25 protein-coding genes and 1 pseudogene are annotated in these 26327 nt (G+C 37.8%); 5 read left to right on the plus strand and 21 right to left on the minus strand.

The genetic code is table 11. The features are described from left to right. The 9 genes and pseudogenes from G6Q48_RS22185 to G6Q48_RS05930 all read right to left on the minus strand — a co-directional run. On the minus strand, positions 1–99 hold a 99-nt coding region (locus G6Q48_RS22185), incomplete at its 3' end, for a hypothetical protein (RefSeq protein ID WP_228516233.1). Between the two features lie 107 nt (positions 100–206). Beyond that, positions 207–377 (minus strand): annotated as a pseudogene (locus G6Q48_RS05900) (ferrous iron transporter B); the annotation flags it as partial. Between the two features lie 1602 nt (positions 378–1979). Beyond that, on the minus strand, positions 1980–2213 hold the full coding sequence (locus G6Q48_RS05905) for a putative hemolysin (RefSeq protein WP_102140651.1): 234 nt from the start codon (positions 2211–2213) through the stop codon (positions 1980–1982). A 421-nt stretch (positions 2214–2634) separates the two neighbouring features. Beyond that, positions 2635–2844, minus strand: coding sequence for a hypothetical protein (locus G6Q48_RS05910; protein WP_102140652.1), 210 nt, complete (start codon positions 2842–2844; stop codon positions 2635–2637). 322 nt (positions 2845–3166) lie between these two features. Beyond that, positions 3167–3289 (minus strand): hypothetical protein, encoded by a 123-nt coding sequence (locus G6Q48_RS22415; protein ID WP_256372924.1) that lies wholly within the window; start codon positions 3287–3289, stop codon positions 3167–3169. Between the two features lie 31 nt (positions 3290–3320). Continuing rightward, a complete protein-coding gene (locus G6Q48_RS05915; RefSeq protein WP_102140653.1) occupies positions 3321–3764 on the minus strand; it encodes a YcgN family cysteine cluster protein in 444 nt (147 codons plus the stop codon). Positions 3765–3784: 20 nt separating this feature from the next. Continuing rightward, complete coding sequence (locus tag G6Q48_RS05920; protein WP_102140654.1) at positions 3785–4441, minus strand: fumarylacetoacetate hydrolase family protein; 657 nt, start codon at positions 4439–4441, stop codon at positions 3785–3787. 19 nt (positions 4442–4460) lie between these two features. Beyond that, on the minus strand, positions 4461–5549 hold the full coding sequence (locus G6Q48_RS05925; RefSeq protein WP_102140655.1) for a lytic murein transglycosylase: 1089 nt from the start codon (positions 5547–5549) through the stop codon (positions 4461–4463). Between the two features lie 48 nt (positions 5550–5597). Beyond that, positions 5598–5867, minus strand: coding sequence for a YcgL domain-containing protein (locus G6Q48_RS05930; protein ID WP_102140656.1), 270 nt, complete (start codon positions 5865–5867; stop codon positions 5598–5600). Between the two features lie 129 nt (positions 5868–5996). On the opposite strand from G6Q48_RS05930, the gene minC reads away from it, so the two are divergent. Genes minC through minE form a run of 3 tightly spaced genes read left to right on the plus strand, consistent with a single transcriptional unit; the run spans position 5997 to position 7825 of the window. After that, the gene (minC, locus tag G6Q48_RS05935) at positions 5997–6698 is read left to right on the plus strand and encodes a septum site-determining protein MinC (protein ID WP_102140657.1); all 702 of its coding nucleotides are present in this window, start codon (positions 5997–5999) and stop codon (positions 6696–6698) included. Positions 6699–6721: 23 nt separating this feature from the next. After that, positions 6722–7537, plus strand: coding sequence for a septum site-determining protein MinD (gene minD / locus G6Q48_RS05940; RefSeq protein ID WP_125894818.1), 816 nt, complete (start codon positions 6722–6724; stop codon positions 7535–7537). A 3-nt stretch (positions 7538–7540) separates the two neighbouring features. Next, the gene (gene minE / locus G6Q48_RS05945) at positions 7541–7825 is read left to right on the plus strand and encodes a cell division topological specificity factor MinE (protein WP_102140659.1); all 285 of its coding nucleotides are present in this window, start codon (positions 7541–7543) and stop codon (positions 7823–7825) included. A gap of 88 nt (positions 7826–7913) precedes the next feature. On the opposite strand, the gene G6Q48_RS05950 is transcribed toward minE, so the two are convergent. The 9 genes from G6Q48_RS05950 to G6Q48_RS05990 all read right to left on the minus strand — a co-directional run bounded on the left by G6Q48_RS05950 (position 7914) and on the right by G6Q48_RS05990 (position 21330). Further along, positions 7914–8678 (minus strand): TonB family protein, encoded by a 765-nt coding sequence (locus G6Q48_RS05950; RefSeq protein WP_102140660.1) that lies wholly within the window; start codon positions 8676–8678, stop codon positions 7914–7916. A gap of 67 nt (positions 8679–8745) precedes the next feature. Continuing rightward, positions 8746–11745: a TonB-dependent receptor domain-containing protein gene (locus G6Q48_RS05955; RefSeq protein ID WP_166265047.1), complete on the minus strand. Its 3000-nt coding sequence runs from the start codon at positions 11743–11745 to the stop codon at positions 8746–8748. Between the two features lie 18 nt (positions 11746–11763). Beyond that, entirely contained in the window at positions 11764–13176 is a 1413-nt protein-coding gene (locus G6Q48_RS05960) for a surface lipoprotein assembly modifier (RefSeq protein WP_102140662.1), read from the minus strand. 87 nt (positions 13177–13263) lie between these two features. Further along, complete coding sequence (locus G6Q48_RS05965; protein WP_102140663.1) at positions 13264–14007, minus strand: Slam-dependent surface lipoprotein; 744 nt, start codon at positions 14005–14007, stop codon at positions 13264–13266. A 429-nt stretch (positions 14008–14436) separates the two neighbouring features. Then, on the minus strand, positions 14437–15558 hold the full coding sequence (rnd, locus tag G6Q48_RS05970; RefSeq protein ID WP_166265404.1) for a ribonuclease D: 1122 nt from the start codon (positions 15556–15558) through the stop codon (positions 14437–14439). 85 nt (positions 15559–15643) lie between these two features. Then, positions 15644–17332 (minus strand): long-chain-fatty-acid--CoA ligase FadD, encoded by a 1689-nt coding sequence (gene fadD, locus G6Q48_RS05975; protein WP_166265050.1) that lies wholly within the window; start codon positions 17330–17332, stop codon positions 15644–15646. Positions 17333–17761: 429 nt separating this feature from the next. Next, positions 17762–18364, minus strand: coding sequence for a Slp family lipoprotein (locus tag G6Q48_RS05980; protein ID WP_102140665.1), 603 nt, complete (start codon positions 18362–18364; stop codon positions 17762–17764). A gap of 247 nt (positions 18365–18611) precedes the next feature. After that, positions 18612–19310: a tRNA (adenosine(37)-N6)-threonylcarbamoyltransferase complex dimerization subunit type 1 TsaB gene (gene tsaB / locus G6Q48_RS05985; RefSeq protein WP_166265053.1), complete on the minus strand. Its 699-nt coding sequence runs from the start codon at positions 19308–19310 to the stop codon at positions 18612–18614. 94 nt (positions 19311–19404) lie between these two features. Continuing rightward, positions 19405–21330, minus strand: coding sequence for an ATP-dependent DNA helicase (locus G6Q48_RS05990; protein WP_102140285.1), 1926 nt, complete (start codon positions 21328–21330; stop codon positions 19405–19407). A gap of 151 nt (positions 21331–21481) precedes the next feature. On the opposite strand from G6Q48_RS05990, the gene G6Q48_RS05995 reads away from it, so the two are divergent. Then, entirely contained in the window at positions 21482–21829 is a 348-nt protein-coding gene (locus G6Q48_RS05995; protein ID WP_102140284.1) for a RidA family protein, read from the plus strand. Positions 21830–22111: 282 nt separating this feature from the next. Here G6Q48_RS05995 and mdtI read toward each other — a convergent pair whose 3' ends face one another. Both mdtI and mdtJ read right to left on the minus strand, forming a co-directional pair. Further along, on the minus strand, positions 22112–22444 hold the full coding sequence (gene mdtI / locus G6Q48_RS06000; protein WP_004254980.1) for a multidrug/spermidine efflux SMR transporter subunit MdtI: 333 nt from the start codon (positions 22442–22444) through the stop codon (positions 22112–22114). A gap of 1 nt (position 22445) precedes the next feature. Beyond that, complete coding sequence (gene mdtJ, locus G6Q48_RS06005) at positions 22446–22874, minus strand: multidrug/spermidine efflux SMR transporter subunit MdtJ (protein WP_042843885.1); 429 nt, start codon at positions 22872–22874, stop codon at positions 22446–22448. A gap of 634 nt (positions 22875–23508) precedes the next feature. On the opposite strand from mdtJ, the gene pdxK reads away from it, so the two are divergent. After that, the gene (pdxK, locus tag G6Q48_RS06010; RefSeq protein ID WP_166265056.1) at positions 23509–24357 is read left to right on the plus strand and encodes a pyridoxine/pyridoxal/pyridoxamine kinase; all 849 of its coding nucleotides are present in this window, start codon (positions 23509–23511) and stop codon (positions 24355–24357) included. A gap of 103 nt (positions 24358–24460) precedes the next feature. On the opposite strand, the gene zwf is transcribed toward pdxK, so the two are convergent. Then, complete coding sequence (gene zwf / locus G6Q48_RS06015; protein WP_102140282.1) at positions 24461–25936, minus strand: glucose-6-phosphate dehydrogenase; 1476 nt, start codon at positions 25934–25936, stop codon at positions 24461–24463. Positions 25937–26327 lie beyond the last annotated feature (391 nt).

The following is a 26327-nucleotide window of genomic DNA, read 5'->3' on the forward strand; positions in this document are numbered from 1 at the left end:
TAATGCGTGGCAAGCCAACGTTAAGCTGTTGAGTCGTTTTAAGTGTAATTCGGGGCAGAATTGGTAAAGAGAGTCGTGTAAAATATCGAGTTCGCACATTTTGTTGTCTGATTATTGATTTTTGGCGAAACCATTTGATCATATGACAAGATGTGTATCTACCTTAACTTAATGATTTTGATAAAAATCATTAGGGGATTCATCAGTGCTAAGTATACGCTTGCATCGCTACCTTGACCGTCAACAGAAACAGTACAAGAAACATCAGTTACTTTACCGTTAAAGTTAACTTGGCCACCGCCAACTTTATTTGCTGCGTTAGCTGTTGATAAGCCGATGATTGTTGTAGCAACCGCAGTCAGTAGTACTTTCTTCATTTTCATTTCCTAATATGAGATTTTTATTCTTACATTTAAACGAACTTATTAAGCTTTCATTTTGGTAAATAAGGAAAATAGATGTTCTACCGTATATTGAATACAGTTAGTTATTTATGTTTCATTTTTAAACCATTTATTTAATGCAAGTAAATGTCTTTCTTAATTAGTCCTATTTAGAATTTATAATCATATGCTCTATATGATTTCGAAGAGAGGATACATAATAACTTAAGTTTTATTAAATCGTTTTTTCCATCACTTATTTATTTTTTGATAGGTGCAAGCTATCAAAAGCGATCTATTGATTGGGTTGCTTGATATTTAGATTTAACTAACTTACTCGCACTAAGATTAATATTTAGATTTTAATGTATTGAAATTGGCCATTGCATAACATTAAAAACTAACAAAATAGAAATTACAGATTATTAGAAATAACAAAAATCATTATATTTACATTGAATATATAATTTCATTCATACTTTGATACTTTTTGTTGCAGAATGACCATGAAATTCATCAATTACTGAACATCAACTCAAGAGACTAACATTAATTAAATTAATGATTCATTCTTAATAAGAGTATGACATATCTAAAAATGACAAATATTGAATTCCGAATTATTATGCTTGAATATCAAAATAACACAGCAAGAGTGTATATATGTTCTTTTGTATTAACAGTCAGCTTTGGTTGTTATTAAAATTTTAAAATATGCTTTTTAACGAGGTAAATATCTATTTTAATCAAAATTTCAAAATAAATGAAACGGACGAAATAAATCTGATAGAAGAATTAGTGATAAAATCGCAATATAATTCTTTACTCATTCAACTTGATATTGAAGTGAAAACTGAAATATCAAATTATTTAGTTGAGCCTATGTTAAAAAAAATTATCATTATTTTTGATATAGAATAAGAAAACTTGATTAACTGTACAAACTATAAACTGCGTTACGTCAATTTTCTCTTTTTATAACCATATGAAATCAATGATATTTTCTTAAAACGAACACTTTATAAAAAGGTGATCTACATTACAAATTTTGACATTAGGAATATTCCTAAATCACTCATTCCGTGTGTTAAAGTGTGATCTAATACAAAAAGTCATCAATAAAAGATGCTTTTTCCTTCTGCTATTTTTCTACTATCAGGCAGTTTAGCGTCTTTTTAGTGAATCAATCGTTCTAATAAGCCCACTTTATTTAGCAATCACATAACATAAGGTAGCTGTTTCTGTTTTCGTACTACAAATTACCGATTATGTGACATTAAAGGATAAAAATATTTTATATCAATAATTTACCATAAAAACACGATGACTCCCTTACCAAATCCATATGAGGCCATCAAAATATCGCAAAAAAGCCTTATGATGTGTCTACTAAGTATTTTACATGTATATAAACATAGTTATCTCGTTGATCAAACTATGAAAACACACTTAACACTGGCAGTTATACTGGATAATAGTAATATCGGCTAATTTCAAGAAATGATTAATATAGAATAGAAAAATTATTAGAGGGGAACTACAGCAAAAATCTCACAAAATATTTCTGCTGATGGCAGTTAAGAGGTGAAAGATTGACTAGTGTTTGTTCTGGCGGTATAGAGCCCATTCTTCTACTCTTTCACCTGATGGTAAAATACAGTACCCTACTTGCCCATCCGCTGTATTTTCAATTTCGACTGTCCCCCCAATTTGCTCACAATAAACTGATGCAGGATTTGCTATGCCTACACTCTTTGACTCCATTTCAGTTTCATTGGAAACACATCCAGAAATAATAGCCAAACCAGCTAACACAAGTATTTTTTTCATAAGAAATATTCTCTAGGTTAAATTAAAATATTTATTTATTATAACTGAGTAAAACTAATATAAACTCAATTTTATTCGAAAATAAAACAATATCGCATTAAGTGTTCAATATTATATCAACAACGGCTAATAAATTACTTTAGCCTAAAATTCTTTATCATTAGCAGCTATTTATTACTTCAACACCCTAAAAAATATGATTTATTTCATTACTTACTTGTTACTGCTTGTCTTAGTTTTATCTGGTTTAGCATACTGGAGCTTGTCAGCATTATTACCTAGAGATTTTGCTATCAGCTACTTTATTTATTTTTAAGAGTAATTATTGGTGTTCTGCTTATATCTATCAATATCTGGATTATATTAACCATATTAGCTAACGTATTATGACCATCCGTCTATTGGCAAGACATCCCCCATTTTACTTGCGTCGTTTATTGTCAAATAGGACAATTAGAACGCCAAAAAATGCGACTAACAAACTACCAATGATATAATTCTGTCTATCAAATGCCAGTCCTGTATCTTTCACACTCTCCCCATATACAATAGGAATGCTGACATCCATATTGTAAGAAATAATTGCAGTAACGAGACCAATAATTGTGAGCACCACCCCAAATGTTTTCATTTCTATCCCCTTATGTCGCTTTTACCAAAACAGATTAGCCAAGTATTTTGAGAAAAGCAAAATGAGAAGTCACAAATTATAATATTTTCTTAAATGAAAACTTTGCAGCTTAGCCTATAACGCGTAAGAATTAGTGGGTGGACAGTTTTAAAGACAGATTTTCATATACTCAAACTTTATGTCAGGAACGATAATATTAGAGGGTTAACATCGAGTATTTATTAGAAATAATTCTTATTATTAATAACGCAAATAACCACACCCAGTCTGAGTGTGATTATTATTACTATTTATTTTCGTATAAAACAGCATGATACCGCGATTAAAATGTATAGACCATCATCAATGCAGCTTGGCTAAATTTTTCAAAAAAAGAGAATATTGCAGGCAAAATGGCAATATTTAAAATGGCAAATAAGCCTACTGTTGGCAAAGATATTTCCATAATGATTTACTGTATATTTGAGATATTACTACTAGCCTCTTCCTATCATGGGTCTATTCATTATATGTTCCTCCCAATCCACCACGTCAATTTCTCTAACAGCAATATGACGAACAGACACACCTTCATTATGCATTGCCGCTTTAGATCCTGTTTTTAATGGGTGCCAGGCAGGAAGAGATTTTCCTTCTAATAACAAACGGTAAGCGCAAGTACTTGGCAACCATTCAAATGTTTCTAAGTTATAACGGTTAAGCTTTATGCAATCCGCTTCATAGCTGAAGCGGTCTTCATAATGCTTACACTGGCAAGTTTTTAAATTTAGCTGATTACAGGCGACATTAGTAAAATAGATTTCATCTGTATCTTCATCCATTAATTTGTGCAAGCAGCATTGCCCGCAACCATCACAGAGAGATTCCCATTCTTCATCTGTCATCTCATCTAAAGTTTTAACTTGCCAGAACTGCGACATAATACTTATTAATCCTATACTTAAATAACCCGTGTAGTCAGCGAGTGATCATTAATTGATAATTTTAGCATATCACCAGAAGCTAATGGGCCAACACCTTCAGGTGTTCCCGTTAAGATGACATCCCCTGCTCGTAATGTGAAAAAGCGGGACATATAGCTAATCAGCGGTAAAATTGGTGTGATCATATCACGCGTCGAGCCCTCTTGGCGAACTTCACCATTAATTTCCAGTGAAAGCTGAACATTTTGTAAGTCATTCGGGCTACTAACAGGAATAAAACCGGAAATTGGGCATGAACCATCAAATGATTTGCTTTTTTCCCATGGCTGACCTGCTTTTTTAAATTTAGCTTGCAAATCACGTAAGGTTAAATCCAATGCAACTGCATAACCTGCAATAGAGCGTGATACGCGGTCTTCATCTGCATTTTTTAATGGCATACCAATTAAAATCGCCATCTCAATTTCATGATGCACAGCACCAAAATCTTTTGGAATAACAATTGATTGAGTAATATCACACAAAGCAGTCTCTGGTTTAATAAAAATAACGGGTTCTTCTGGTGTCGCAGACCCCATCTCTTTTATATGCTTTGCGTAATTACTACCAACACAAACAACTTTATTTGCAGGGAAATCAAGTAACGCACCTTGCCAGTCACGATGTTGATACATAATAGTACTCCTATTATCGTTATTGTATTTTATTAGCGATACCATCTGCCATCATGCATACACTCAATGCAAAATAATATGAGCGGTTCCAATGCATAATGGTACGGAAATTTTCAGTCACTAAAAATGCTCTACCTTCAGGATCATCAGGGATAACCACCCAGGTTTTTACGTCTGAAGATAATTGAGCAAATGCAGGTAATGTAACGCCTAACTCTTGCCATTCACGAACAGATTTCCCTTGTTCTGCTTTTACGCCTTCCAACGTTTTATTAAAATCTATGGGTAAATTAACTTGGTAGCCCCATGGTAATTGAGCTTGCCAACCTTCTGTTGATAAATAATTAGCAATAGATGCAAACACATCTGATTTATTATTCCAGATGTCCATTTTACCATCACCATCGCCATCTGCTGCGTAAGACAAATAAGAGGTTGGCATAAATTGGCTTTGGCCCATGGCACCAGCCCATGAACCTTTGAGCTGTTGATCTTCTGGAATATAACCTTTGTCCATTATCTCAAGTGCAGCTAATAATTGCTTGCTAAAAAGCGCTTCTCTACGGCCTTCAAATGAAAGTGTTGCAAGTGCAGAAACAACATCTTCTTTACCTTGCGAGCGCCCAAAACCACTTTCTAGTCCCCATAACGAAACAATGAACTGAGGTGGGACGCCATATTTATCACTGATAGCATCTAGAGTGGATTTATTTTCTAAATATTTGTTATAGCCAGCATTGATACGCGATTGTGGGAGTACATTTTTTAGATAGCTTGCTAACGTAACCGTCGCCCTTTTCTCTGGTTGGCCTTTATCAGCTTTCACAACACGCTCAATAAAATGAATATTAGCAAAAGCGCGTTCAATGGTGGCAGGTTTAATTCCCTGAGCAATAGCATGTTCTTTCAGTAATTCCACATAAGCAGGAAATTGTGATGGTTCACGTTGTTCAATAGGGAATGCTTTATCTAAAGCAGCGACTTCTTGGGCTATAGCCGCATTTTGTTCTGCGGTAATCGGGTGAGTAACAACTGATTCATTCCGTGTTGCAGAACAACTTGTTAAAAATAAGCCAGCGACTAATGTATATAATAACGTTGGTTTCATTCGTCTCCTCCAGACTATCTTTGCTTTTCAGGATTTTCTTAATTTGCTCTAGTTATTCAGTTCTTTATGTTCTGAAAGCAAATCCTCCACCGGAGGTGGGAATTGTAAGTAATAACCAACTTCTAAGAGGTCTAATTTAACCTTTGCCAAGTCAGCATTGGCGAGCCTTTCACGCTTATCTAATGAGATAAGCATGGCAAATTGAGGTGTTCCAAATTGAGCTAATAATTCATCAGGAACACGTGAAAAATCATCTTTCTTCTCAATATAAAGATAAGTTTGGTCACGCTTAGGGCTTCTATAAATTGCACAAATCATTATATTTAACTCTTTTTCTTAGTTCATTAGCTTGCTTGAAGTATATAGTAACTATAACATGCTATTGTTTTACAGAATATCTTCACCCGAGGATTGTTTCGGAAATTTTAATTTGCTGAGTCTGGATAGATGCCACAATCGCCAATAGAACTTAAAGGCAGCAGTTTTACTCTTTCAGTTATTCACTTATACAGTGAAGAGCCTAAACTCATCAAAAAAGCGCTGCAAGATAAAGTAAATCAGGCTCCTGATTTCTTTAAAAATGCCCCTGTCGTGATTAACATTGCTGAATTATCCCCAAATGCCGATTTACAGAGTATTCATAAATCTGTTATTTCTGCGGGATTACGTATTGTAGGGATCAGTGGATGTACTGACCCACAGATACGGCAAAAAGCAAACGATGCGGGTTTACCGATATTAAATGAAGGTAAAAGTCAAAAGCCTGTTGAAATTCAGCCTGAACCTCAGACTGCTACAGTTCAAACTGAACCTTTATATCGTAAAACTCGCATTATCAATACTCCTGTTCGTTCTGGGCAACGTATTTATGCACCAAATAGTGATCTGATCGTCACAAGCAATGTTAGTGCAGGTGCAGAACTGTTAGCAGATGGTAATATCCATATTTATGGCGTGATGCGAGGCCGTGCTTTAGCTGGAGCCTCTGGTGATATTGAAAGTCAGATTTATTGTACTCATTTGCAAGCTGAGCTGGTCTCAATTGCCGGTGAATATTGGCTGAGCGATCAAATCCCTGCTGAATTTCTCGCCAAAGCAGCTAAACTTTGTTTAGTTGATAATAAACTTAACATCGAATATTTAAATTAGACCTTATTTACAAGGAATTATTCATGGCACGCATAATTGTAGTGACTTCAGGTAAAGGTGGCGTTGGTAAAACCACTTCAAGCGCGGCCATAGCTACTGGCCTGGCACAAAAAGGGAACAAAACGGTAGTGATCGATTTTGATATCGGCCTACGTAACCTTGACCTTATCATGGGGTGTGAACGTCGAGTAGTCTATGACTTCGTAAACGTTATTCAAGGTGATGCAACCCTTAATCAGGCTTTAATCAAAGATAAGCGCACCGAAAATTTATTCATTTTACCTGCTTCACAAACACGCGATAAAGACGCGTTAACTCGCGAAGGCGTTGGCAAAATTCTTGACGAATTGAGTGATGACCTTGGTTTCGATTTTATTGTTTGTGATTCCCCTGCGGGTATTGAAAGTGGTGCCTTAATGGCACTCTATTTTGCTGATGAAGCCATTATTACTACCAATCCAGAAGTTTCTTCCGTTCGTGACTCTGACCGTATTTTAGGTATTTTAGCGTCAAAATCACGTCGAGCAGAAAAAGGCGATACGCCAATTAAAGAACACTTATTATTGACACGCTATAACCCTGGACGTGTAACTCGTGGCGATATGCTAAGCATGGAAGATGTCCTCGAGATCCTCTGTATCCCTTTGATTGGCGTTATTCCTGAAGACCAATCTGTACTGCGCTCTTCTAACCAAGGTGAGCCGGTCATTTTAGATACAGAATCTGATGCAGGCCAAGCCTATGATGATTGTGTTGCGCGTATTTTAGGTGAAGATCGCCCTATCCGTTTCATTGAAGAAGAGAAAAAAGGTTTCTTAAAACGCCTATTTGGGGGGTAAATAATGGCTTTATTGGATTTCTTTCTGTCGAGAAAAAAAACGACAGCGAATATCGCAAAAGAGCGATTACAAATCATCGTCGCTGAACGTCGCCGTGGTGATAGTGAGCCCCCATATCTTGCTGATATGAAACGCGATATTTTGCAGGTTATCTGTAAATATGTGCAAATTGACCCTGAAATGTTGTCATTGCAATTTGAACAAAAAGACGATGATATTTCTGTTTTGGAATTAAATGTCACACTTCCTGAAGGTGATGAAATTAAAACCACGACAGTAGAAAAATAATTCGCAAAGAAGCCGCTATACATTATGGCGGCTTGCTTTTTTACTATGTAATTTGCCCTGATTAGCCAGAAGTTATGTTTTAATCCTTTTATAGCTTAAATTTAATTTCCAACGTGTGCTGTTTTCTTAGACCTTCCGGTGGCACTCCAACAGAGCGGCTCTTTAGTGTTGCAGCTAATGCGGCTTCGTCCAGTTGAACATGCATAGAAGACTTTTCAATACTCACCTTTGTGATCTCCCCCAATGGCGTAAGCGTAAAATTCACCAGAACCGTTCCTTGAACATTGGTATTTCTCGCTTTTCTTGGGTAACGTTTATGTCGTTCAATTTCACTACGTAGTTTATCAATATAACTTTGGTAGTTTGAATCTGTTGCGTTTCCTACCGAGGTCGTCCTTTGTGCTCCCGCTTGGCCTGCTGCATAAGATTGGCTGTCGTTTTTACCTACACGCTGTTCTTGTTTTACATCATCACTTTTTTGTTCCTGTTCTTTCTGCTTAATCACTTTTTTATTTGGTTGTTTTTGTTCTTTTTTCTCGATAATTTTTTTTTGTTTTTCTGACGCTTTATTTTCATCACTATGTATATTTTTCTTATTAGCAACTTTAATTACAGCATTTTCATTTTGTTGTGACTCTGCAAGTAAGCCTCCCACTAGCTTATTATTTAATGTGACGTCATTTGTTTGTTTTTCAATTACATTTTGTGTCAATGCAACAGAGACGATAGCCGCATATATTGGCGTGTAAATTTGTGCAGAGCGTGTTTTCTCTATATTTAAACAATAAAAAACGATGCCAAAATGAAATAATAAAGAAACCATCACAGCAAAATTAAAACGTAAAGTAATCATTTTAATATCCCTAATAGCCCCCTCACCAATACATAAATGCAACAGTATCAGCGAAGGGGGATCCTTTTTAGAAACGACTGGTGATATTGAAACGCACAGTCCTACCCGGTGCAGGCATCATACTGCGGGTTAATGGGTCTATATAATATTCATCAAATAAATTGGTGGCTAATAATTCAAATGCTAGGTCTTTATTAAACTGATAATTAACATAAGCATCAGCGGTAAAAACAGCATTCCAACTCATCGGGTCATTGTTTAATGGCGCATACTGGTACGGGTATTTATCCATCATTTCCGCTTCATCTTCATTTTTTGCTTTGCTGTGATAACGCAAACGACTCCCCACTTCTAAACGTTCATCTAAGAAACGCAGACCAAGGTTGGCATGGATGCTGTACTTAGGCTGCAGTTGAGTACGCAAATAGCCACCAGGGAACCCTGCTGTTGTACACTCTGAGCCACCAAATTTGTTATAGGGGTCCATTACCATCAGTGAAACTTCATCACAAACCTCATTTTTCAAGCGGTAATCCACACCTAAGTCACCGAATACCCAGCCATTATCATAACGCGCCAACAGTTCCAAACCGGCCGTATTATGTTTATCAACCTGCGTAAAGACTAATCTGTCGTTCCTATCAAATGCGTTTGTGACAACCGTGTTATAGTAGTTTATGCGTAAATCAGCATGGTTTTCTGCTGCGACGAGACCTTGGAAATTACGCACATATCCCAGTTCTATCGTATGGCTGCGTTCTGGCAAATAAACCGGTGGTGTGTAATTCGGCTCTCTTCCCCCCGAAAAACCAATAGTGTCTTCAAAGATACTTGGCATCCTAACGGTTTCTAAATAACGCCCAAATATTCGATCGTTCTCTGTTAAGTAAATTGTTGCCCCTAATGCCGGAGCCCAAGCTGATTCTTCATTTCTTTTCGGCGCTTTAAATTTTTGTTTATTGGAATGCTTCACTTCATCTTGAGTGTTATTAATATCGCGGTCAACGAGATATCTTTTGGCTTTTAAACCGGTGACAGGGTCTATTTTTTCTTCTTTTAAATCAACCTCTCCATTATAAAATGGATTATTTTTTGCTGTAAATCGGTTATTTTCATCCACTTTCCATTTCACTATATGGTTAACTTCTGTGATTCTAAATTCTAATTTTTTCCCTATTAATCCAACATCACGTAACGAATTCTTTTTCATTTTTAATGCTTGCTCGATAAAAATTCTTCTCTCATAATTTTTTTCTTTTATATCATTATATGTATTCCCTTTATCATCAATATACTGTTTTATTGTTTGATATTCTTCAGCGCTTAATAAACGGGATAATAGGAAGTTTCTCGCCGTTATATGGCTATAAGGTGCATAATTTATATCTTTAGCCGCAATGCGTCTCTCTTTTAATAAATCCCTTGACCAGTAGCTAATATATTGAGCCCCTGCATTCAGACTTAACCAATCAGTAGGCTGCCAATCAAAGCGAATAGTCCCATTATATTCTTGACGCTTACCTTCCCTTGGGATAGCTCGGAACATGTTACCCTTTGGGCTAGAATCCGAATTAAAGATATCTTCACGGCTACCAATGGTTTCATCAATTAAGCTCCCCATTAACGTTACTTTAAATTCAGGTGTAATTTGAAATTTATTAGATAATGAAACACCATAGCGATCGTTTAGTTGGTTTAATTTAATCCCATCAACTAAGGTGCCATTGATAGCAGGATTTTTAGCTACATTTTTATCTCGACCAAATTCATAATTCCAATCCCTTTCCATTGGTTCCCTAGGTTGGCCACCTGCTGTATTTGAGTTTAAATTAGTTTTTGTCAACCAATAGCCTAATCGAAAGTCAATCCAACCAATGGACTCAGGTTTGAACGAATAATTGGCGTAAAAAGTATTTAGCGCCAAGTTAGCTAAAGGCCATTGTGGAATTTTTCCCTCTAAATCATGATACCGAATTTGCGATGGCATGATTTCGCCATAATGACTTGATGTATGCATATAACCAAGGGATAAGTCCTGTGAATTAGGTAGCATCACGTTTAATTTAGCCAACAATGTCGACATTTCATTTGATGTATTCGCCACCTCTTTGTTTGGCCCATAAATCCTAGCAACGAAGGGCATATATGGGTCTATCGCTTTATTTGGGCTATTAGGGTCATAAGTAATGATGTCGTCATAAAATTTACCCGCCCCTCGGCGCCCAGCAAAATAATTACCTTGGTTGCGATAGCTGTATGCCAGCATCAAATCAAACTTTTCTTGCCGTGTCCCAATGGCAATACGCGCTGCGTTATCTTGCAGATTAAAGAAATTAGCGTTACCTTTACTGCGAGGATCAACAAGCATTTCGTGATCTTTAAAATAAATCCCACGAAATTTCTGCATGTCTAACGTATTCAATAGCCGCTTATCATCACGGTAATCTATACCGTGGCTTAATTGATTAACCCTCGGTTTTGTCGAGTTACTCGATGTTTCTAATTTAATATCAAAACCAAACTTGCTGTATTTATCCACAACGTCATCAATGCCTAGCGTTGTTATGGCAACTCCACCGCCTGTCGATGTACGCACATTGCGGTCTAACGTTGCACTTTTCATTACCTTAATGCTACTAATCATATTCGGGTCGATATAGTTACGATTATTCGCGCCATTATAACCACGCCAAACAGTGATAGCTTGCTCTGTACCATCTACAGTCACCGGGACACGCCCTTGCCCCTGTATCCCTCGTACATTGGGGTCTATTGCCCCGCTATTACGGGCGTCACCACTATATACCCCTACTGCATGATTAATGGTGTCTGCAGGGTTAGTGCCTTTATAACGATCAATTTCTTCTTTACTAATATAAATATTTGATTCGTCTTTATCATATTGGTCATCCGCCCCTTTTCTATCACGCTCTTTGATAGTTGTTGCTTTATCATTCACTACAATAGAGCCAATATTTGCACTTTGTTGTCCATAGACTAAATTTGCAATACTACCAATAGATAACCCTGTCGCGATATTAATGGCTATCACTGTTTTGATTTTCATTATCTGTTCCGGTGAAAATTAAAATTTCTTGGTGAAATTGACACCGACTTCACTTTGCTTAAAAGAATAAATAATATCTGCCGTGCTCTTATTCACTTGGCTATTAAAATAAATAGAAGGCGTAAAAGTTAATATCTTATTTTTATCAAACGTTAATTGGCTATTTAAATACCCATTATGATCTTTTCTTTTTACATTCAAAAATGCATCAAACCGTTCAAAGTTTGTTTGCTTATAACCTATTGCAATAAGTAGGTCACACAGTTCGGTTACTTTTAAAAAACCAGCTCTAACCCCATACTGTACATAGCTATCACTATCGTATTGTTTTTTCCTGTTGGCTCCATAAAAACTGCCAAAAACCATTAATCGAGGGTTTATTAAATAGGTACCAGTAACTGAATAAACCCATTTATCGCCGTTATTAAAACTATACTTATAAGGGTAAGTTTTATTTTTATATTCAATATTACCTAACAAGGTTACCCGATGATTTAACGTGTATTCTGTCGCTATTTTTCCTCCTAGGCTTAAATTATAGTATTGGTTATCGTGCCATTTAGCCTCAAGGGTGGGCTGTATATGGAACGTTGTATTCGCGTTATCAAATTGATACTCCCCAGTAACATATATATTTGTTTTTCTAACCGCGACTGTTTTCATTGGCTCTACCCCAACTATACCTAATGAGAGTACCGTTGAGTGGTTTCCGACTAGAGGAAAACGCTTTGATAATTTAGTATAATAATGCCACTTTCCACCAGCGATAGACTGGTTACTACTATTCATACATTTACGACGAAAACAGTACATCTCACGGCTATTTGATGCTTCATTTAAATTAAAATCATAACTTGAACCTAGCTTAATTGTACCTTGCCAATGATTTTTATTTTCTAAATCTATTATTTTATTTTTAATAAATTCAGTTAATCGAATTGATATTCTTCCTTTATATTTTGTTTTTATATTTTGATATATTGACAATGCTGATTCATAATGTTTAACATAGATTAGTGCTTGTGCAAATTTTAACTCAACCAACAACATATTAGGCTTGTGAATCAAAATCTCATTATATAGGCTAATTGCTAAATCATACTGCTTATTTAACATTGCCTTCTCAGAATGAATGTATTTAACCAATTCTTTATCGTGGTCTTTGTGGTTAACGTAATTACCAATAATTCCATTTATTTTATCGAAATCTTTTTTCTGAATGAGATCATAAAGAATAAAACCAAGTTCGTCGATATTTTTTTCACTATATTTAACATTATTTATTTCTGATTGAAGTTTTTCGTTACTATAATCTTTTAAATTACCGATAACTCCTCCTTTTAGCTCTTGAGCTGACAATACCGAAGGGAGAGAAAAAAATAATAATAAACTCAAATATATTAAATCTGTTTTTTTATTAAAAATTAACATGATTAGTCTACCATTGTAATGACAAAAATAAAAAAGTAGACAAAATCACTTTTGCCTACTTTTTTTAGCTTATTATATGTTCAGTAATTATTCGTCTTTCTGGCCACCAAATGCCGTGTCTAACTCACGGTTATTCTCATAAGAGAGAATACCCGCCACTTGTTCTGCATTATCCCCAAAGAGTTGCCCCATACTGTTACCATGGTGTGTTTCATTGGCAATGGCAGTACCGCTAAATTTACCGTCTTCTTTAATATCCCCCGCCATGGAGTGGCTATCCGTTCCTTCTAATAAACCTGTATATGATTTATCTGTAAAATCAGCATTAAACCAACCCGTCTGTTTTACTTCACCTGCAAACTGGTTAATACCCGCTATAGTATAAGTCGCTTGGCCACTGGCTGGCACTTCTGTCGTTGCATTTTCACCGGAGAAATAAACCGTGTGCATTGCGTCATCGGCTTCCCCAGTTTGTGACCAATCACCGAAATATACCTCAGCATCTGCAACCTGACTAAATTGGAACTTACCCATTCCGCCGTGCGGGCTACCGCCACTTTCCAAAACATAAACATTGTCTGGCTTTTGCGTGACTAAGTTTTTTAAGCCTGAAAATGAAATTGTTTTCCCATCTCTCATAAAACGAGAACCGATACCCGGTGCGCCAATACTACCACCGTGTGGCCCCATGGTTGATTGGGTTTTACCAACAATAATATTTGTTAGGTCAAGATCGTATCTTAAGCTTTGCGCTGATTCCGTTTCTGCCATAACACCAACAGAGAATATAGAGAAAGATACTGCGACTGTAATTAGTGATAATTTTTTCATTTATTCACCCTCTTAAATAGAAGTTTGAATTAGGTTGGTTTATTAAAGGAACACATTAAATAAAAGATTACTCTTTCCTTTAATGCTCGAGATTCAGTATATAAAAATAATTTTCATTTACAAATGTAAGAAATATAATTCAACCTTTCATTATTAAAGCATTAAAATAAAATAACTTTTTATTTTTTAATTGGTTAATTAAAAACCCTGAAATAAGTGGTTTTATTTATTACTTTTTACATTAATAATTGATTTGATTTTTAAGACTAATTACAGTTTTTAATTAAAAAACAAATAAACATATTTAAAAACAAATAAGATATATGTTTTTATAAGTTTATTGAATGAATAATGGAGATAAAGATAAAGATAAATAGACTCAGGTATTTAAATTAGGTACAAGAAGCACTCTTCTTGTACCTGAATGCATTATACGTTCGCTAATAACTTTGCGATGGGTTCTGCAAGTAACCGCCCTCTCCAGCCCACCAACAGCTCAGGAGGTGTAGCCGAAGACTTTAATCCCCAATGAATAGACAGTAATTGGTTAATTTGCCGCCTAGAGGCCAATAGCTCTGCATTAAATTTTTCGTTTTCAGCAATATCTTTGACTACTGTTTTAATTTCTTTAAATACGCTTTTGTATTGGCTCTGTTCAGTAATATTCGACACAGGAGCTGGGTATTGGCTCTCATCGAGTTGTTTAGCTTGTTCGACAATTGATAATAAGCGCTTACCATGGCAACGAATTTCTTGCCCCGTTAAACCAAGCGCATCGAGTTCACCGAGCGAACCCGGTAAATAACGGGCGACCTTCCACAGGTGCTCTTCTTTTACCACAAAATTAACCGCCATATCGCGGGCTTTTGCTTGATTTAAACGCCATTGGGCTAATAATTGCAAACAGGCGAGCTGCTCATCACGTAGCTGCCATGCATTATGAATATTCATGTAGGCTTTTTCAGGCTTTAACGCTTTTTGCCGGCGGGCCACAACACGTTGGCACTCATCTTTAGCATCTTCCAAATAGCCCGCTTCAGTCACTTTTTCCATCAGAATTTCAGCTAATGGTAGTAAATACAGCACATCAGCAGCAGCATAATCACATTGTTTTTCACTCAGTGGGCGCGCAAGCCAGTCTGTCCGTGATTCACTTTTATCTAGTTCAATGCCTAAATGCTCAGCAACCAATGACGCAAAGCCACAAGAAATTGGATAACCTAAAAATGCCGCTACAATTTGTGTATCGATCATCGGCTCAGGAACACAATCAAAATCATGCATGAACACTTCAAGGTCTTCACTCCCTGCATGTAAAAATTTAAGTTGCGCAGAGTTCGTCAGAAGTGCTTTGAACGGGCTAAAATCCGTCATTAATAATGGATCAATTAACGAAACTTGTTTTCCATCATATAGTTGTAGCAAACCTAGTTGTGGGTAATATGTTCGGGTACGAACAAACTCGGTATCCAAAGCGAGCCATGGTGCATTACTCGCCTCTTGGCATACTTGGGCTAATTCGCTATCTGTAGTTACTAAACGATAATTCAAAACAAGTTTCTCTTTTTTTATTTTCATCACAATGACGCCGGCTAAAACCGGCGTCATCTATTCATAGTTTAAGACTAAACCACAATCATACTTGTGATTTTTCTCTTTGCAATTTTTCTTCATCACGTAGGTCTTTACGCAGAATTTTACCCACATTAGATTTTGGTAATTCATCACGAAATTCAAATATCTTAGGGACTTTATACGCGGTTAATGAACGACGGCAAAAGGTTTTTAGCTCATCACCCGTTAAATTCGCATTTTTCGTTACAACGAAAACTTTAACCGCTTCGCCGGTACTTTCACTTGGTACGCCAATTGCAGCACACTCTATAACATCAGGATGTGCAGAAATAACATCCTCGATTTCATTAGGATAGACGTTAAAACCCGAAACGATAATCATATCTTTTTTACGATCAACAATGCGGATATACCCTTCGCTATCTATTTCAGCGATATCCCCCGTTGCTAACCAACCATCCACTATCGTATCAGCGGTGGAATCAGGCCGGTTCCAATAGCCTTTCATGACTTGAGGACCTTTTACCCACATTTCACCTGGCTCACCAATAGCAACTTCATTGCCTTCATCATCAAGAAATTTAACATCTGTTGACGGAACAGGTAAACCAATACTTCCACTATAACTGGTTAAATTATAAGGATTACCGGTTACTAGTGGGGCACATTCTGTTAAACCATATCCTTCGAGTAAATGTTTTCCTGTGAGCTTTTGCCATTTTTCTGCAACTGCTTTTTGAACAGGCATGCCGCCGCCAACTGAAAGGCGTAAACGTGAAAAATCCAGTTTTTTAAACTCTTCATTGTGCAGCCATGCATTAAATAAGGTATTAACCCCCGTAATTGATGTAATGGGATAACGTCCTAATTGTTTTACGGTATCGGGCACATCTCTAGGGTTGGTAATCAATAAGTTAACGCCCCCTACAGTGATAAACAGTAAGCAGTTTACTGTCAATGCAAAAACGTGATACAGCGGTAACGCAGTGACAACAAATTCAGCGCCAAATTTCAATACAGGCCCGTAAGCTGCCCTTGCCTGCTCAATGTTTGCTAGCATGTTGCGATGAGTTAACATCGCTCCTTTAGCAACCCCCGTCGTTCCACCCGTATATTGCAAAAAGGCCAAGTCATCGCCAGTAATATTAGGTTTAATATATTGCATACGATAGCCATAATGCATGGCACGGCGAAAGGAGATCGCATCGGGTAAATTATATTTAGGGACTAAGCGTTTTACATATTTGACGACAAAATCAACAATTGTAGCTTTAGGGCGTGAAAGCTGGTCACCCATCCGAGTTAAAATGACGTGTTTCACTTTGGTATTGAAAACAATTTTTTCCAATGTATGCGCAAAATTCGACACAATAACAATTGCTGTTGCACCGCTATCATTTAATTGATGCTCTAATTCTCTTGGGGTATAAAGTGGGTTAACGTTTACGACAACCATACCTGCACGTAATATCCCAAACAAGGCTATCGGATATTGTAATAGGTTTGGCATCATTAACGCGACACGATCCCCTTTTTTAAGGCCAAGTCCATTTTGTAAGTAGGCAGCAAAAGCGCGGCTTCTCTCTTCAAGTTTCCGATAAGTCATCACCGCGCCCATGTTAATGAATGCAGGTTGGTCGGCAAATTGAGAGACCGCATTTTCAAGTAACTCTGCTAGAGAAGCGAAGCTATCAGGATTGATTTCTTCCGGCACATCAGCAGGGTAATTTTTTAGCCAGATTTTTTCCAAAATGTTACTCCTGAATTTAGTGAAGTTATTATACTCAACATCTCTTTTAACAAATTATTAACTCAGCGTACCAGTTTGAAAAACAGACAATGTCAAGGTTGAGAGGTCTATCACTAAATAAATTTTGTTCCTTCAAGAAAAAACTAGGCGGACTAAGCCGCCTAGTTTGTCTTAAATTAGTTAAACAGATGTAAATCTGTACAAGATTGCGCAATTATACATGATGTTACGTGATTTTTGGAGTGGTTATCTAGCCACTTAAGAAGGGATTTAGCCTATTACGTTAACCGAAGTCACTTTTATTGGAATTATATTTTAATTAATGTTTCTATTGCGTACTTTTATCTATTAACGCTTATTTGGATATTCTTTTTTGTGCTAGCAAAAAGGCCCTGCTATAAGCAGGGCCTTTAAACAGATACGGGAGTGTTATTCTGTTAAATAAGTTTGTACGGGTACTGGTCCCCCAGGGTAACCGTATCCATAACCATAACCCCATGGGTGATTATAAAAATATGGGTCTCCGTAATAACCATAACCCCACGGGCCAGATGGTGGGATCATAACACTTTGAGCAACATTCCAGCGTTGGAAACCAGTAACATCTAACGTGACGTACTTATAAGGAACTTGCCCTACTTTCCCTTGCTGCTCACCCGTGATTTTCCCCACTACAGTGATATAACGATTAGTAAAATCACTTGGTTCACGGAAGCCATTTAGATAAGCATAAATACGCCCAATAGAAGGCGCATTAAGTTCTGGCGCTGCATCATATTTATTTAATGCCATCACCGCAATTTCTAAACGTGTTCTTGCAGCTTCATTTTCAACGGCAAGGACTTTTCCACCAAAACGCGCCTCCTGACCAATATACATTTCAGGGGCATTTTGTACAGATGTTAAGTTATCTGTTGGGTTTTGAACCGAACCTTGAATTGAAGCTGGTATAGAAACACACCCTGTTAGTGCTAATACGCTTGCAACAAAAAGGCCTTTAAGTGCATTACGGCAGTTTAATTCAATATTCATAGACCACCTCCGATTAGCTATATTATAAATTCAGGTAATACAGTTTTAAATAGCATTTAGCAAACAAAAACACGATATGTTAAAAGTCGCCATAATAGTTCTATTACTGCCTAATAATACCCTAAATTATTAAATGATTCGATTTGTATTTTTTATAATCAATATTTGATTGGTTTTATGTTTAATATAAAAAAATTGGCTATATCACGAGATATAGCCAATTCGATATCAATTAACTTCCTGTATCTTATTCACGACCAGGCAATTTTTTCCATGTAACTTCATTACGTAAGTAAATCGGTTCGACATTTTCAACGGCAACCACTTTTCCCTGTTGCCATAATTGAGCTGCAATGGGTAACATATCTTGCGCATCAGGCAGCGTTATATGGCTGTTAGCTAATGTAGCTGATGCATTCAATAATGAAGGATAAGCTTCCCACCCTGTGCCTGCATAACCCCAACGCCCTGAAAGTTTGGCAAATTTACTTTCAAAATCATCGGGAAGTAAAACGGCTTCAGTGTCTTCACCTAGCCATCGACCTTCAGCTGTTCGCTGATATTGGGCACAATAGATTTCTGACATCCGTGCATCTATAGCCACTAATACCTGTTCATGGCCCTCAATACGAAAGGCGCCTTCTGCAAGTGTCATTAAAGAGGAAATGCCGATCATAGGCAAATTAGCCCCTAATGCTAGCCCTTGTGCGATCCCAACACCAATACGAACACCCGTGAAACTGCCAGGACCACGCCCAAAAGCCAATGCATCTAACTGGCTCAACCCCATTCCTGCTTCTGCAAGAACGTCCTCAACCATTGGTAAAATTTTTTGCGTGTGCTCGCGAGGAGAAATAGCAAAACGCGAAATAATGTCACCATCACACCAAAGCGCGACTGAACAGGCTTCTGTTGCTGTATCAACAGCAAGAATACGACTCGACATGCCTAAACTCCGGCAAATTAATAGTTTTTGATTAAAAGATGCCGTTTATATTAGCACAAACGGCTGTAGGAATAGCAGAAAAACAAGATAGGATTTAGCTTGCTCTATCTGCTTCTTGCCTTTTTTCTTCAAGAAATGCAATTGCTTTTTGTATACTTCTTGTCCGTGGTGATGGCGGAAGGCTACGTAAAAAAACCTCACCATAAGGGCGAGTCACTAAACGGTTATCACAAATGACGATGACACCATAGTCACTGGTATCACGAATTAACCGGCCCACACCTTGTTTTAAAGTAATAACGGCATCGGGTAATTGAACATCCGAGAATGGATCTCCCCCCCGTAATTCACAATCTTCGATGCGGGCTCTTAATAACGGGTCATCCGGTGCCGTAAATGGGAGTTTATCAATAATGACACAAGTGAGTTCATCCCCTCGCACATCAACCCCTTCCCAGAAACTACTCGTCGCGACTAACACGGCATTCCCCGCTGAAATGAACTGAGACAATAGTTTATTTTTACTACTTTCCCCCTGCATTAAGACCGGTAATGTCAATGAAGATTTAAATTCTTCCGCCAATTCGCGCATCATCAGATGTGAGGTACATAAAAAGAAGCAGCGCCCCTGATTTTTTTCAATCATAGGTCGTAGCATTGTTGCCAATTTTTGTGCTAAACCTCGTTGATTGGGTTCTGGTAAAAAGCGAGGAACGCATAATAAAGTTTGGCTTTGATAATCAAATGGACTGGCTAATAATAACGTTTTTGCAGTAACTAAACCTAAACGGTCAGTGAAGTGACTTAGTTTCTCATTTACTGACAACGTCGCTGATGTAAATACCCAACTGGCCGGCGTACTTGCAATCATTTCACTGAATTTATCTGCAACCGTTAAGGGTGTTAGTGCCAATAAAAAATGGCGACCATAACTTTCAAACCAATAGCTGTAACCCGCAATTGTCACATCTTTTAAACGGTTTAAACGATTTCGGTATATTGTGACGCGCTCAAAAATAGAGTCTAAGCTCTGTGAGCGGCCTAAAGTGGTTTTAATCACTTCGTAACAAAGTTCAAGGGAATCATCAAGGAGCGTCAACGCCCGTTGTACTTCAGGACGTTTCAGTAAATCACGTAAATTGCCACGAAAACTGTTTTCACCCAAATTGAGCCGAAAGTCTAACGTGCTTTGCGTGAGTCTATCTGCACTTTTTTGTAGCTGCACTTGGTCTTTTAGCTCTGTTCGATAGGTCATAATCATATCGCGCGCCAGATCCAGCAATTGGCGACTACTAAGTTGCTGGCCAAAATATTGGCTGGCTATATCAGGAATTTGGTGCGCTTCATCAAAAATCATGACTTCTGCTTGGGGGATTAGCTCACCAAAACCTGTGTCTTTCACCACTCTATCAGCCATAAATAAGTGGTGATTCACAACAACAATATCGGCTTCTAATGCTTTGCGTCGTGCTTTTAAAACAAAACAGTCCTGATAACGCGGGCAATCACTGCCAAGGCAATTATCATTAGTGCTGGTTACCAATGGCCAAACTGGGCTATCTTCAGCGATATCATGGCAAGTACTTGTATCTCCTAGCTCAGATTCGATGGACCAACTGCGTAGCCTCACAACCGCTGACAATATCTCAGGCTCAAGACTACCACCCCCGAGGGATTGTTGGTCTAATCGCTCTAGACATAAATAATTCGAACGCCCTTTTAACAAGGCTGTGCGCCCAGTGTAATTCATGGCCTCAATAATTGTTGGTAAGTCCCGGTGATACAGTTGATCTTGTAAGGCCTTTGAGCCCGTTGAAACAATAACTTTTTTTCCGCTACGCAATGCAGGAACTAAATACGCATAAGTTTTTCCTGTTCCAGTACCAGCTTCCGCCACTAGCACATGCTGCTGCTCAATCGACTCGGTTACTGCGTTTGACATAGTAACTTGTGCTTCTCGAGGCTGAAAACCGGGAATTGTTCTGGCTAAAAAGCCATCCGCAGAAAAATCGTCGTGCACTACAAGACCTATTTATGAGTAATAATGAGGGCTCACACTTTACCATGAGTTTATTAACCCTGCTGAGGTAATTATTGTTTCGTTGAACAACTGATTTTCATCCTACCTACAAACTGTTATTCTTGAGCTACATGTATAATAAGGAATAATTATGACTATCAAACGCATTGACCCAGATAATCGTTGGTCGGAAGCTGTTATTCACAATGATGTAATTTACTACACCAGTGTTCCTGAAAACCTTGATGCTGACATTGTTGCCCAAACAGCAAACACGCTTGCAGCGATTGATGTCATGCTTGAGCGTGTTGGCTCAGACAAAAGTAAAATCCTTGATGCGACTATTTTTCTCGCTGATAAAGCCGATTTTGCAGGTATGAACCAAGCATGGGATGCATGGGTTGTTGCTGGAAGTGCGCCTGTCCGTTGTACTGTCCAAGCATTACTGATGAAGCCTGAATATAAAGTCGAAATTAAGATTGTTGCTGCAATTGATTGATTAGGCAAATTTTAACTTAATTAAAATGGGCGCCAATTATGAGCGCCCATTTTATTTTGAATAGCTATAATTTGAGAATATAACCAATTACATAAGTATGTGACTAGGGTTAACGAATGCAGCCAACAACGCGACAGTGCAAAATAGGCTTCCCATTCATGCTCTAAATAGTTTGCAGTGTCGCTAGGCGGCAAGTGAGTTAATCCCTTGGAGCATACATAAGTATGTGACTAGGGTTAACGAATGCAGCCAACAACGCGACAGTGCAAAATATGACGAGCATTACGACATCTTGATGAGAACCATACCTAGTAGCAATAACACAATTCCCCCCCAGCCTTTATAATTTAGCCGTTGATTGAAAAGTATCCAACCTGCTGCTACTGTCGCGATAATCCCGAATGCCCCCCATAATGCATAGGCAATTGAAAGCTCGATACCTTTTACTGCTTGCGCTAATGCACTGAAGGCTCCGAGTACCGCAATGAGAGAAAGAATGCCTATCCAGTACCGTTTAAATCCATTCGACATTTTTAACAAAATGTTGGCTGCGATTTCTAATATGACTGCTAGGATCAAAAACGCAGCATGCCACCATTCAAAATGACTGGCCATATTACGCCTCCGACTTAGCTTCGCGCCCAACTAAAGCATTTGTTTTGGCTGCATTGACTGCGTTTTGTGTAACTTGTTTTACTTTCTGTGCAGATTGACGAACAGTGGCTTTTTTGGTGCCTGATTTAATCAGCCCAATACCGGTGATCAGTAATACTAACCCACCGATTTTCATTGGCGATAGCGTTTCTCCAAACCACATGACACTAAATGTTGTGATAAAAAGGATACCGATACCTTCCCATAGTGCATAGGCGACACCTAATGCCACTTTTTTAACTGCAACAGCAAGTAAAATGTACGATGTTGCTATCATGACATACATCACCACCATACCAGTGAAATCACCACTTACACTCGCATGTTTCATTGATAGGGTACCGATAACTTCGGTTATGATAGCTAATACTAAAAATATCCAGTAAATCATTATAATATCTCTCTATATACAGCCACGTAATAGTCTATTTTTTGTACAGATAAAAAATACAAATTACTATTGCGTAGTTGTTGAAAATTCAAATAAATAACAACGTATTGCTGAGTTTATTCAGCGAAATGAATAATCGAGAGAGACGCTATAATGCACCACACCAGTAGTGTTCACTGGAAAGGATAGCTGAAAGGAAAAGCCTGTGTGTCGTTCTTTTTTGGGACTTGCTGATCTTGCCGCTAGTTGAGCTAAGCATGATATCTTATTCTTTTCATCAGGTAGACATCTACCCAATTTACTCCGAACCCTCATGTTGATAGTTAATTTCAGCTTATTTTTAGCATGCCAATTTTATTAAGTCAATGAATATAAACATTTTTTATATTGAATAGAAATATGCATAACTATTCATTAATATGCTAATTAACCCTTGATATGTCGGATGTTACACGAATAAACAAGCGACAATGATAAATTTTCCAGTGGAATTACTTTTTAAAAAAAATGCTTTTTCCCACTTTTTGTACTCTCATCACGCCTTAAATAATCTATTCGATTTTTAGCATTGACAACCTGATTGAACAAGCTTCTTATAGTAGCTATATGATTGTAATATGCCGAAGAGAGAGCCATGAACGCCTTTAGCCTTACCTCTAATAGTTTCCAAAATTCTGCTGATGCAACACCATTACCTTATGATGTTGTTTCAATTCAGTCACAAGTTATTTATGGCAGTGTTGGAAATAGCATTGCCGTTCCAGCCCTGACAAAACAAGGTTTACGTGTTGCGGCAGTACCGACTGTAGTACTCAGTAATACGCCTCATTATACAACTTGCTATGGTGGTGAGTTACCTGGTGAGTGGTTTCGTGGTTATTTAAACGGTTTTGTTGAGCGTGGTAGCTTAAATTCAGTGAGAGCTATTTTGACAGGCTATCTAGGCTCCCCAGAAAAAGCCCAAGACTTAGCTAACTGGCTAACCTTAGTCCGTAAAGAACGAACAGCGCTACCGGTTATTGTCGACCCAGTCATGGGTGATGAAGATAGTGGTTTTTATATTCCACCCGAAATTGCCGAGGTATACCGCGATAAAGTCATACCTTTAGCTACAGGAATTATTCCAAACAAATTCGAACTCATGACCTTAAGTGGTAAACAAGTCAATAACTTGGATGATGCGACAACCGCAGCCCGTAGCTTATTAAAGGGAAATACACAGTGGGTAATCATCACAAGTGCTTTCCAGCCAGATGACGATAATATTGAAGTGGTTTGTGTTACCAAAGATAACGTAGCCGTGATCCGTCATAAACGTTACCCTGTCACACCAAAAGGAACGGGGGATTTATTTGGTGCAGAACTCACCGCCCAGTTATTAGCAGGGCTATCCGTTCCTGATGCCGCTAAAATGGCATGTTTACGCATCGAACAAGCGATTATTCATATGGCAGCGACAGGACGTAGTGAACTAATCCTTTAGTTCCCTATGTAATAAAGATAAAAATATCGTAAACATAGAAAAATGGCGGGTCATCCCGCCATTTAAATCAATACGCTAGCTAATATTTCATGTGTTGATAATATTATTCAAACTCATTCCATGAACGGCCATCACGTGCGATCATTGCTACAGATGCAATAGGCCCCCAAGTCCCTGCTTGATATGGTTTAGGCGCTTCATTGTCCATTGCCCATGCATCGATAATAGAATCAACAAATTTCCATGCTTCTTCTACTTCATCACGGCGAACAAACAATGCTTGAATGCCACGCATGGCTTCAAGTAATAAACGCTCATAAGCATCTGCAAGATGAGTCTGGTTGAAAGTTTCAGAGAAACTTAAATCCAGTTTAGTGGTTTGTAAACGGTGTTTATGATCAAGGCCTGGTGCCTTATTCATAATTTCAATATCAATCCCTTCATCAGGCTGCAAACGAATAGTTAATTTATTCTGAGGCAGGTCTTGATAACTTTCAGAGAAAATATTCAGCGCGGGTTTTTTAAAATAAACCACAACTTCTGAACATTTAGCAGGTAGGCGTTTCCCCGTACGCAAATAGAAAGGTACACCTGCCCAACGCCAATCATCAATATCAACACGTAAAGCAACGAATGACTCAGTCATACTTTGCTTATTCGCACCCTCTTCTTCTAAATATCCAGGAACTTTTTTGCCTTGAACAAAACCAGAGGTATATTGCCCACGTACAGCCTTTTCACGCACATTGGTATGATCAATACGACGTAAAGAACGCAAGACTTTCACTTTTTCATCACGAATACGGTCAGTGGTTAAGTCTGCCGGTGGCGACATGGCAATCATCGTTAAGATTTGCAATAAGTGGTTTTGTACCATATCACGCATTTGGCCAGCTTGGTCGAAATACCCCCAGCGACCTTCGATTCCCACTTCTTCTGCAACCGTGATTTGGACATGATCGATAGTGCGGTTATCCCAGTTATTGATAAATAACGAGTTTGCAAAACGCAATGCGAGTAAGTTTAAAACGGTTTCTTTACCAAGATAGTGGTCAATACGATAGACTTGGCTTTCATCAAAATACTTAGCCACTTCATTATTTATTTCTTGTGACGATGCTAAATCCGTTCCCAGTGGTTTTTCCATGACAACACGATTTGGCTTTTTATTTAATTTAGCATGGCCCAAGCCCTGACACATTGCACCAAAAGTACTCGGTGGCATTGCAAAGTAATGGATGGCAGGTTGTGCATCTTGTTTTAACATTTCAGCTAAGCGCACAAAACTTTCAGTCTGATTAACGTCTAAGTTACAAAAATCCAAGCGCGCGCTCAGTTTTTCCCATAAGGCTGAATCGAGATCTTCTTTTAAGAACTTCTCTAACGCTTCTTTGACAAAGTGAACATAATCATCTTGACTCCATTCAGCACGGCCGACGCCAATAATGCGCGTATCAGGATGAATGTAACCTGCTTTCTCTAATTGATAAAGCGATGGCAGCAGCTTACGACGAGCGAGGTCTCCCTTGGTGCCAAAAATAATTAAGTCACAAGCTTGAGCAGCATTATGTACCGCCATATTGGTTCTCCTCAATTTGCGGAATGTAAGACCTAACTAGGATAGGCCTTATTGTAATTTTGTTAAAATTAGCCCTAATTCCGCTAATGTACCCTGTTGCTAGTGCCCAGTAAATGTTCATGATACCGATCACAGTTTTTATGATGAAAAAAACAACATATTGCCTGTTCAATCTTATGTTACACACTGAATAATTTTTAGTGTATTAAAAAGATGCGATTTAACTGAATGGAGACAGCTTTCGTAAAAAAATAACAAAATAAGTAGGTTGTTTACTAATCTGAAAATTAGATACGGGTCAAAGTTTCACAAAAAGCTGCTATTTATCACCTGTATTCAGATAGCTTACCTATCATACATAGTATATTTTCACTCTTTATTACAGCATCAC

This window comes from Providencia sp. M-27, from assembly GCF_011077905.1.
Taxonomy (GTDB): domain Bacteria; phylum Pseudomonadota; class Gammaproteobacteria; order Enterobacterales; family Enterobacteriaceae; genus Providencia; species Providencia huaxiensis.

Excerpts from the sequence above, each read along its gene's own strand:
- G6Q48_RS05905 (WP_102140651.1), bottom strand. The coding sequence starts at position 2,213 with ATGAAAAAAATACTTGTGTTAGCTGGTTTGGCTATTATTTCTGGATGT.
- G6Q48_RS05910 (WP_102140652.1), bottom strand. The coding sequence starts at position 2,844 with ATGAAAACATTTGGGGTGGTGCTCACAATTATTGGTCTCGTTACTGCA.
- G6Q48_RS22415 (WP_256372924.1), bottom strand. The coding sequence starts at position 3,289 with ATGGAAATATCTTTGCCAACAGTAGGCTTATTTGCCATTTTAAATATT.
- G6Q48_RS05915 (WP_102140653.1), bottom strand. The coding sequence starts at position 3,764 with ATGTCGCAGTTCTGGCAAGTTAAAACTTTAGATGAGATGACAGATGAA.
- G6Q48_RS05920 (WP_102140654.1), bottom strand. The coding sequence starts at position 4,441 with ATGTATCAACATCGTGACTGGCAAGGTGCGTTACTTGATTTCCCTGCA.
- G6Q48_RS05925 (WP_102140655.1), bottom strand. The coding sequence starts at position 5,549 with ATGAAACCAACGTTATTATATACATTAGTCGCTGGCTTATTTTTAACA.
- G6Q48_RS05930 (WP_102140656.1), bottom strand. The coding sequence starts at position 5,867 with ATGATTTGTGCAATTTATAGAAGCCCTAAGCGTGACCAAACTTATCTT.
- minC (WP_102140657.1), top strand. The coding sequence starts at position 5,997 with ATGCCACAATCGCCAATAGAACTTAAAGGCAGCAGTTTTACTCTTTCA.
- minD (WP_125894818.1), top strand. The coding sequence starts at position 6,722 with ATGGCACGCATAATTGTAGTGACTTCAGGTAAAGGTGGCGTTGGTAAA.
- minE (WP_102140659.1), top strand. The coding sequence starts at position 7,541 with ATGGCTTTATTGGATTTCTTTCTGTCGAGAAAAAAAACGACAGCGAAT.
- G6Q48_RS05950 (WP_102140660.1), bottom strand. The coding sequence starts at position 8,678 with ATGATTACTTTACGTTTTAATTTTGCTGTGATGGTTTCTTTATTATTT.
- G6Q48_RS05955 (WP_166265047.1), bottom strand. The coding sequence starts at position 11,745 with ATGAAAATCAAAACAGTGATAGCCATTAATATCGCGACAGGGTTATCT.
- G6Q48_RS05960 (WP_102140662.1), bottom strand. The coding sequence starts at position 13,176 with ATGTTAATTTTTAATAAAAAAACAGATTTAATATATTTGAGTTTATTA.
- G6Q48_RS05965 (WP_102140663.1), bottom strand. The coding sequence starts at position 14,007 with ATGAAAAAATTATCACTAATTACAGTCGCAGTATCTTTCTCTATATTC.
- G6Q48_RS05980 (WP_102140665.1), bottom strand. The coding sequence starts at position 18,364 with ATGAATATTGAATTAAACTGCCGTAATGCACTTAAAGGCCTTTTTGTT.
- tsaB (WP_166265053.1), bottom strand. The coding sequence starts at position 19,310 with ATGTCGAGTCGTATTCTTGCTGTTGATACAGCAACAGAAGCCTGTTCA.
- G6Q48_RS05995 (WP_102140284.1), top strand. The coding sequence starts at position 21,482 with ATGACTATCAAACGCATTGACCCAGATAATCGTTGGTCGGAAGCTGTT.
- mdtI (WP_004254980.1), bottom strand. The coding sequence starts at position 22,444 with ATGGCCAGTCATTTTGAATGGTGGCATGCTGCGTTTTTGATCCTAGCA.
- mdtJ (WP_042843885.1), bottom strand. The coding sequence starts at position 22,874 with ATGATTTACTGGATATTTTTAGTATTAGCTATCATAACCGAAGTTATC.
- pdxK (WP_166265056.1), top strand. The coding sequence starts at position 23,509 with ATGAACGCCTTTAGCCTTACCTCTAATAGTTTCCAAAATTCTGCTGAT.
- zwf (WP_102140282.1), bottom strand. The coding sequence starts at position 25,936 with ATGGCGGTACATAATGCTGCTCAAGCTTGTGACTTAATTATTTTTGGC.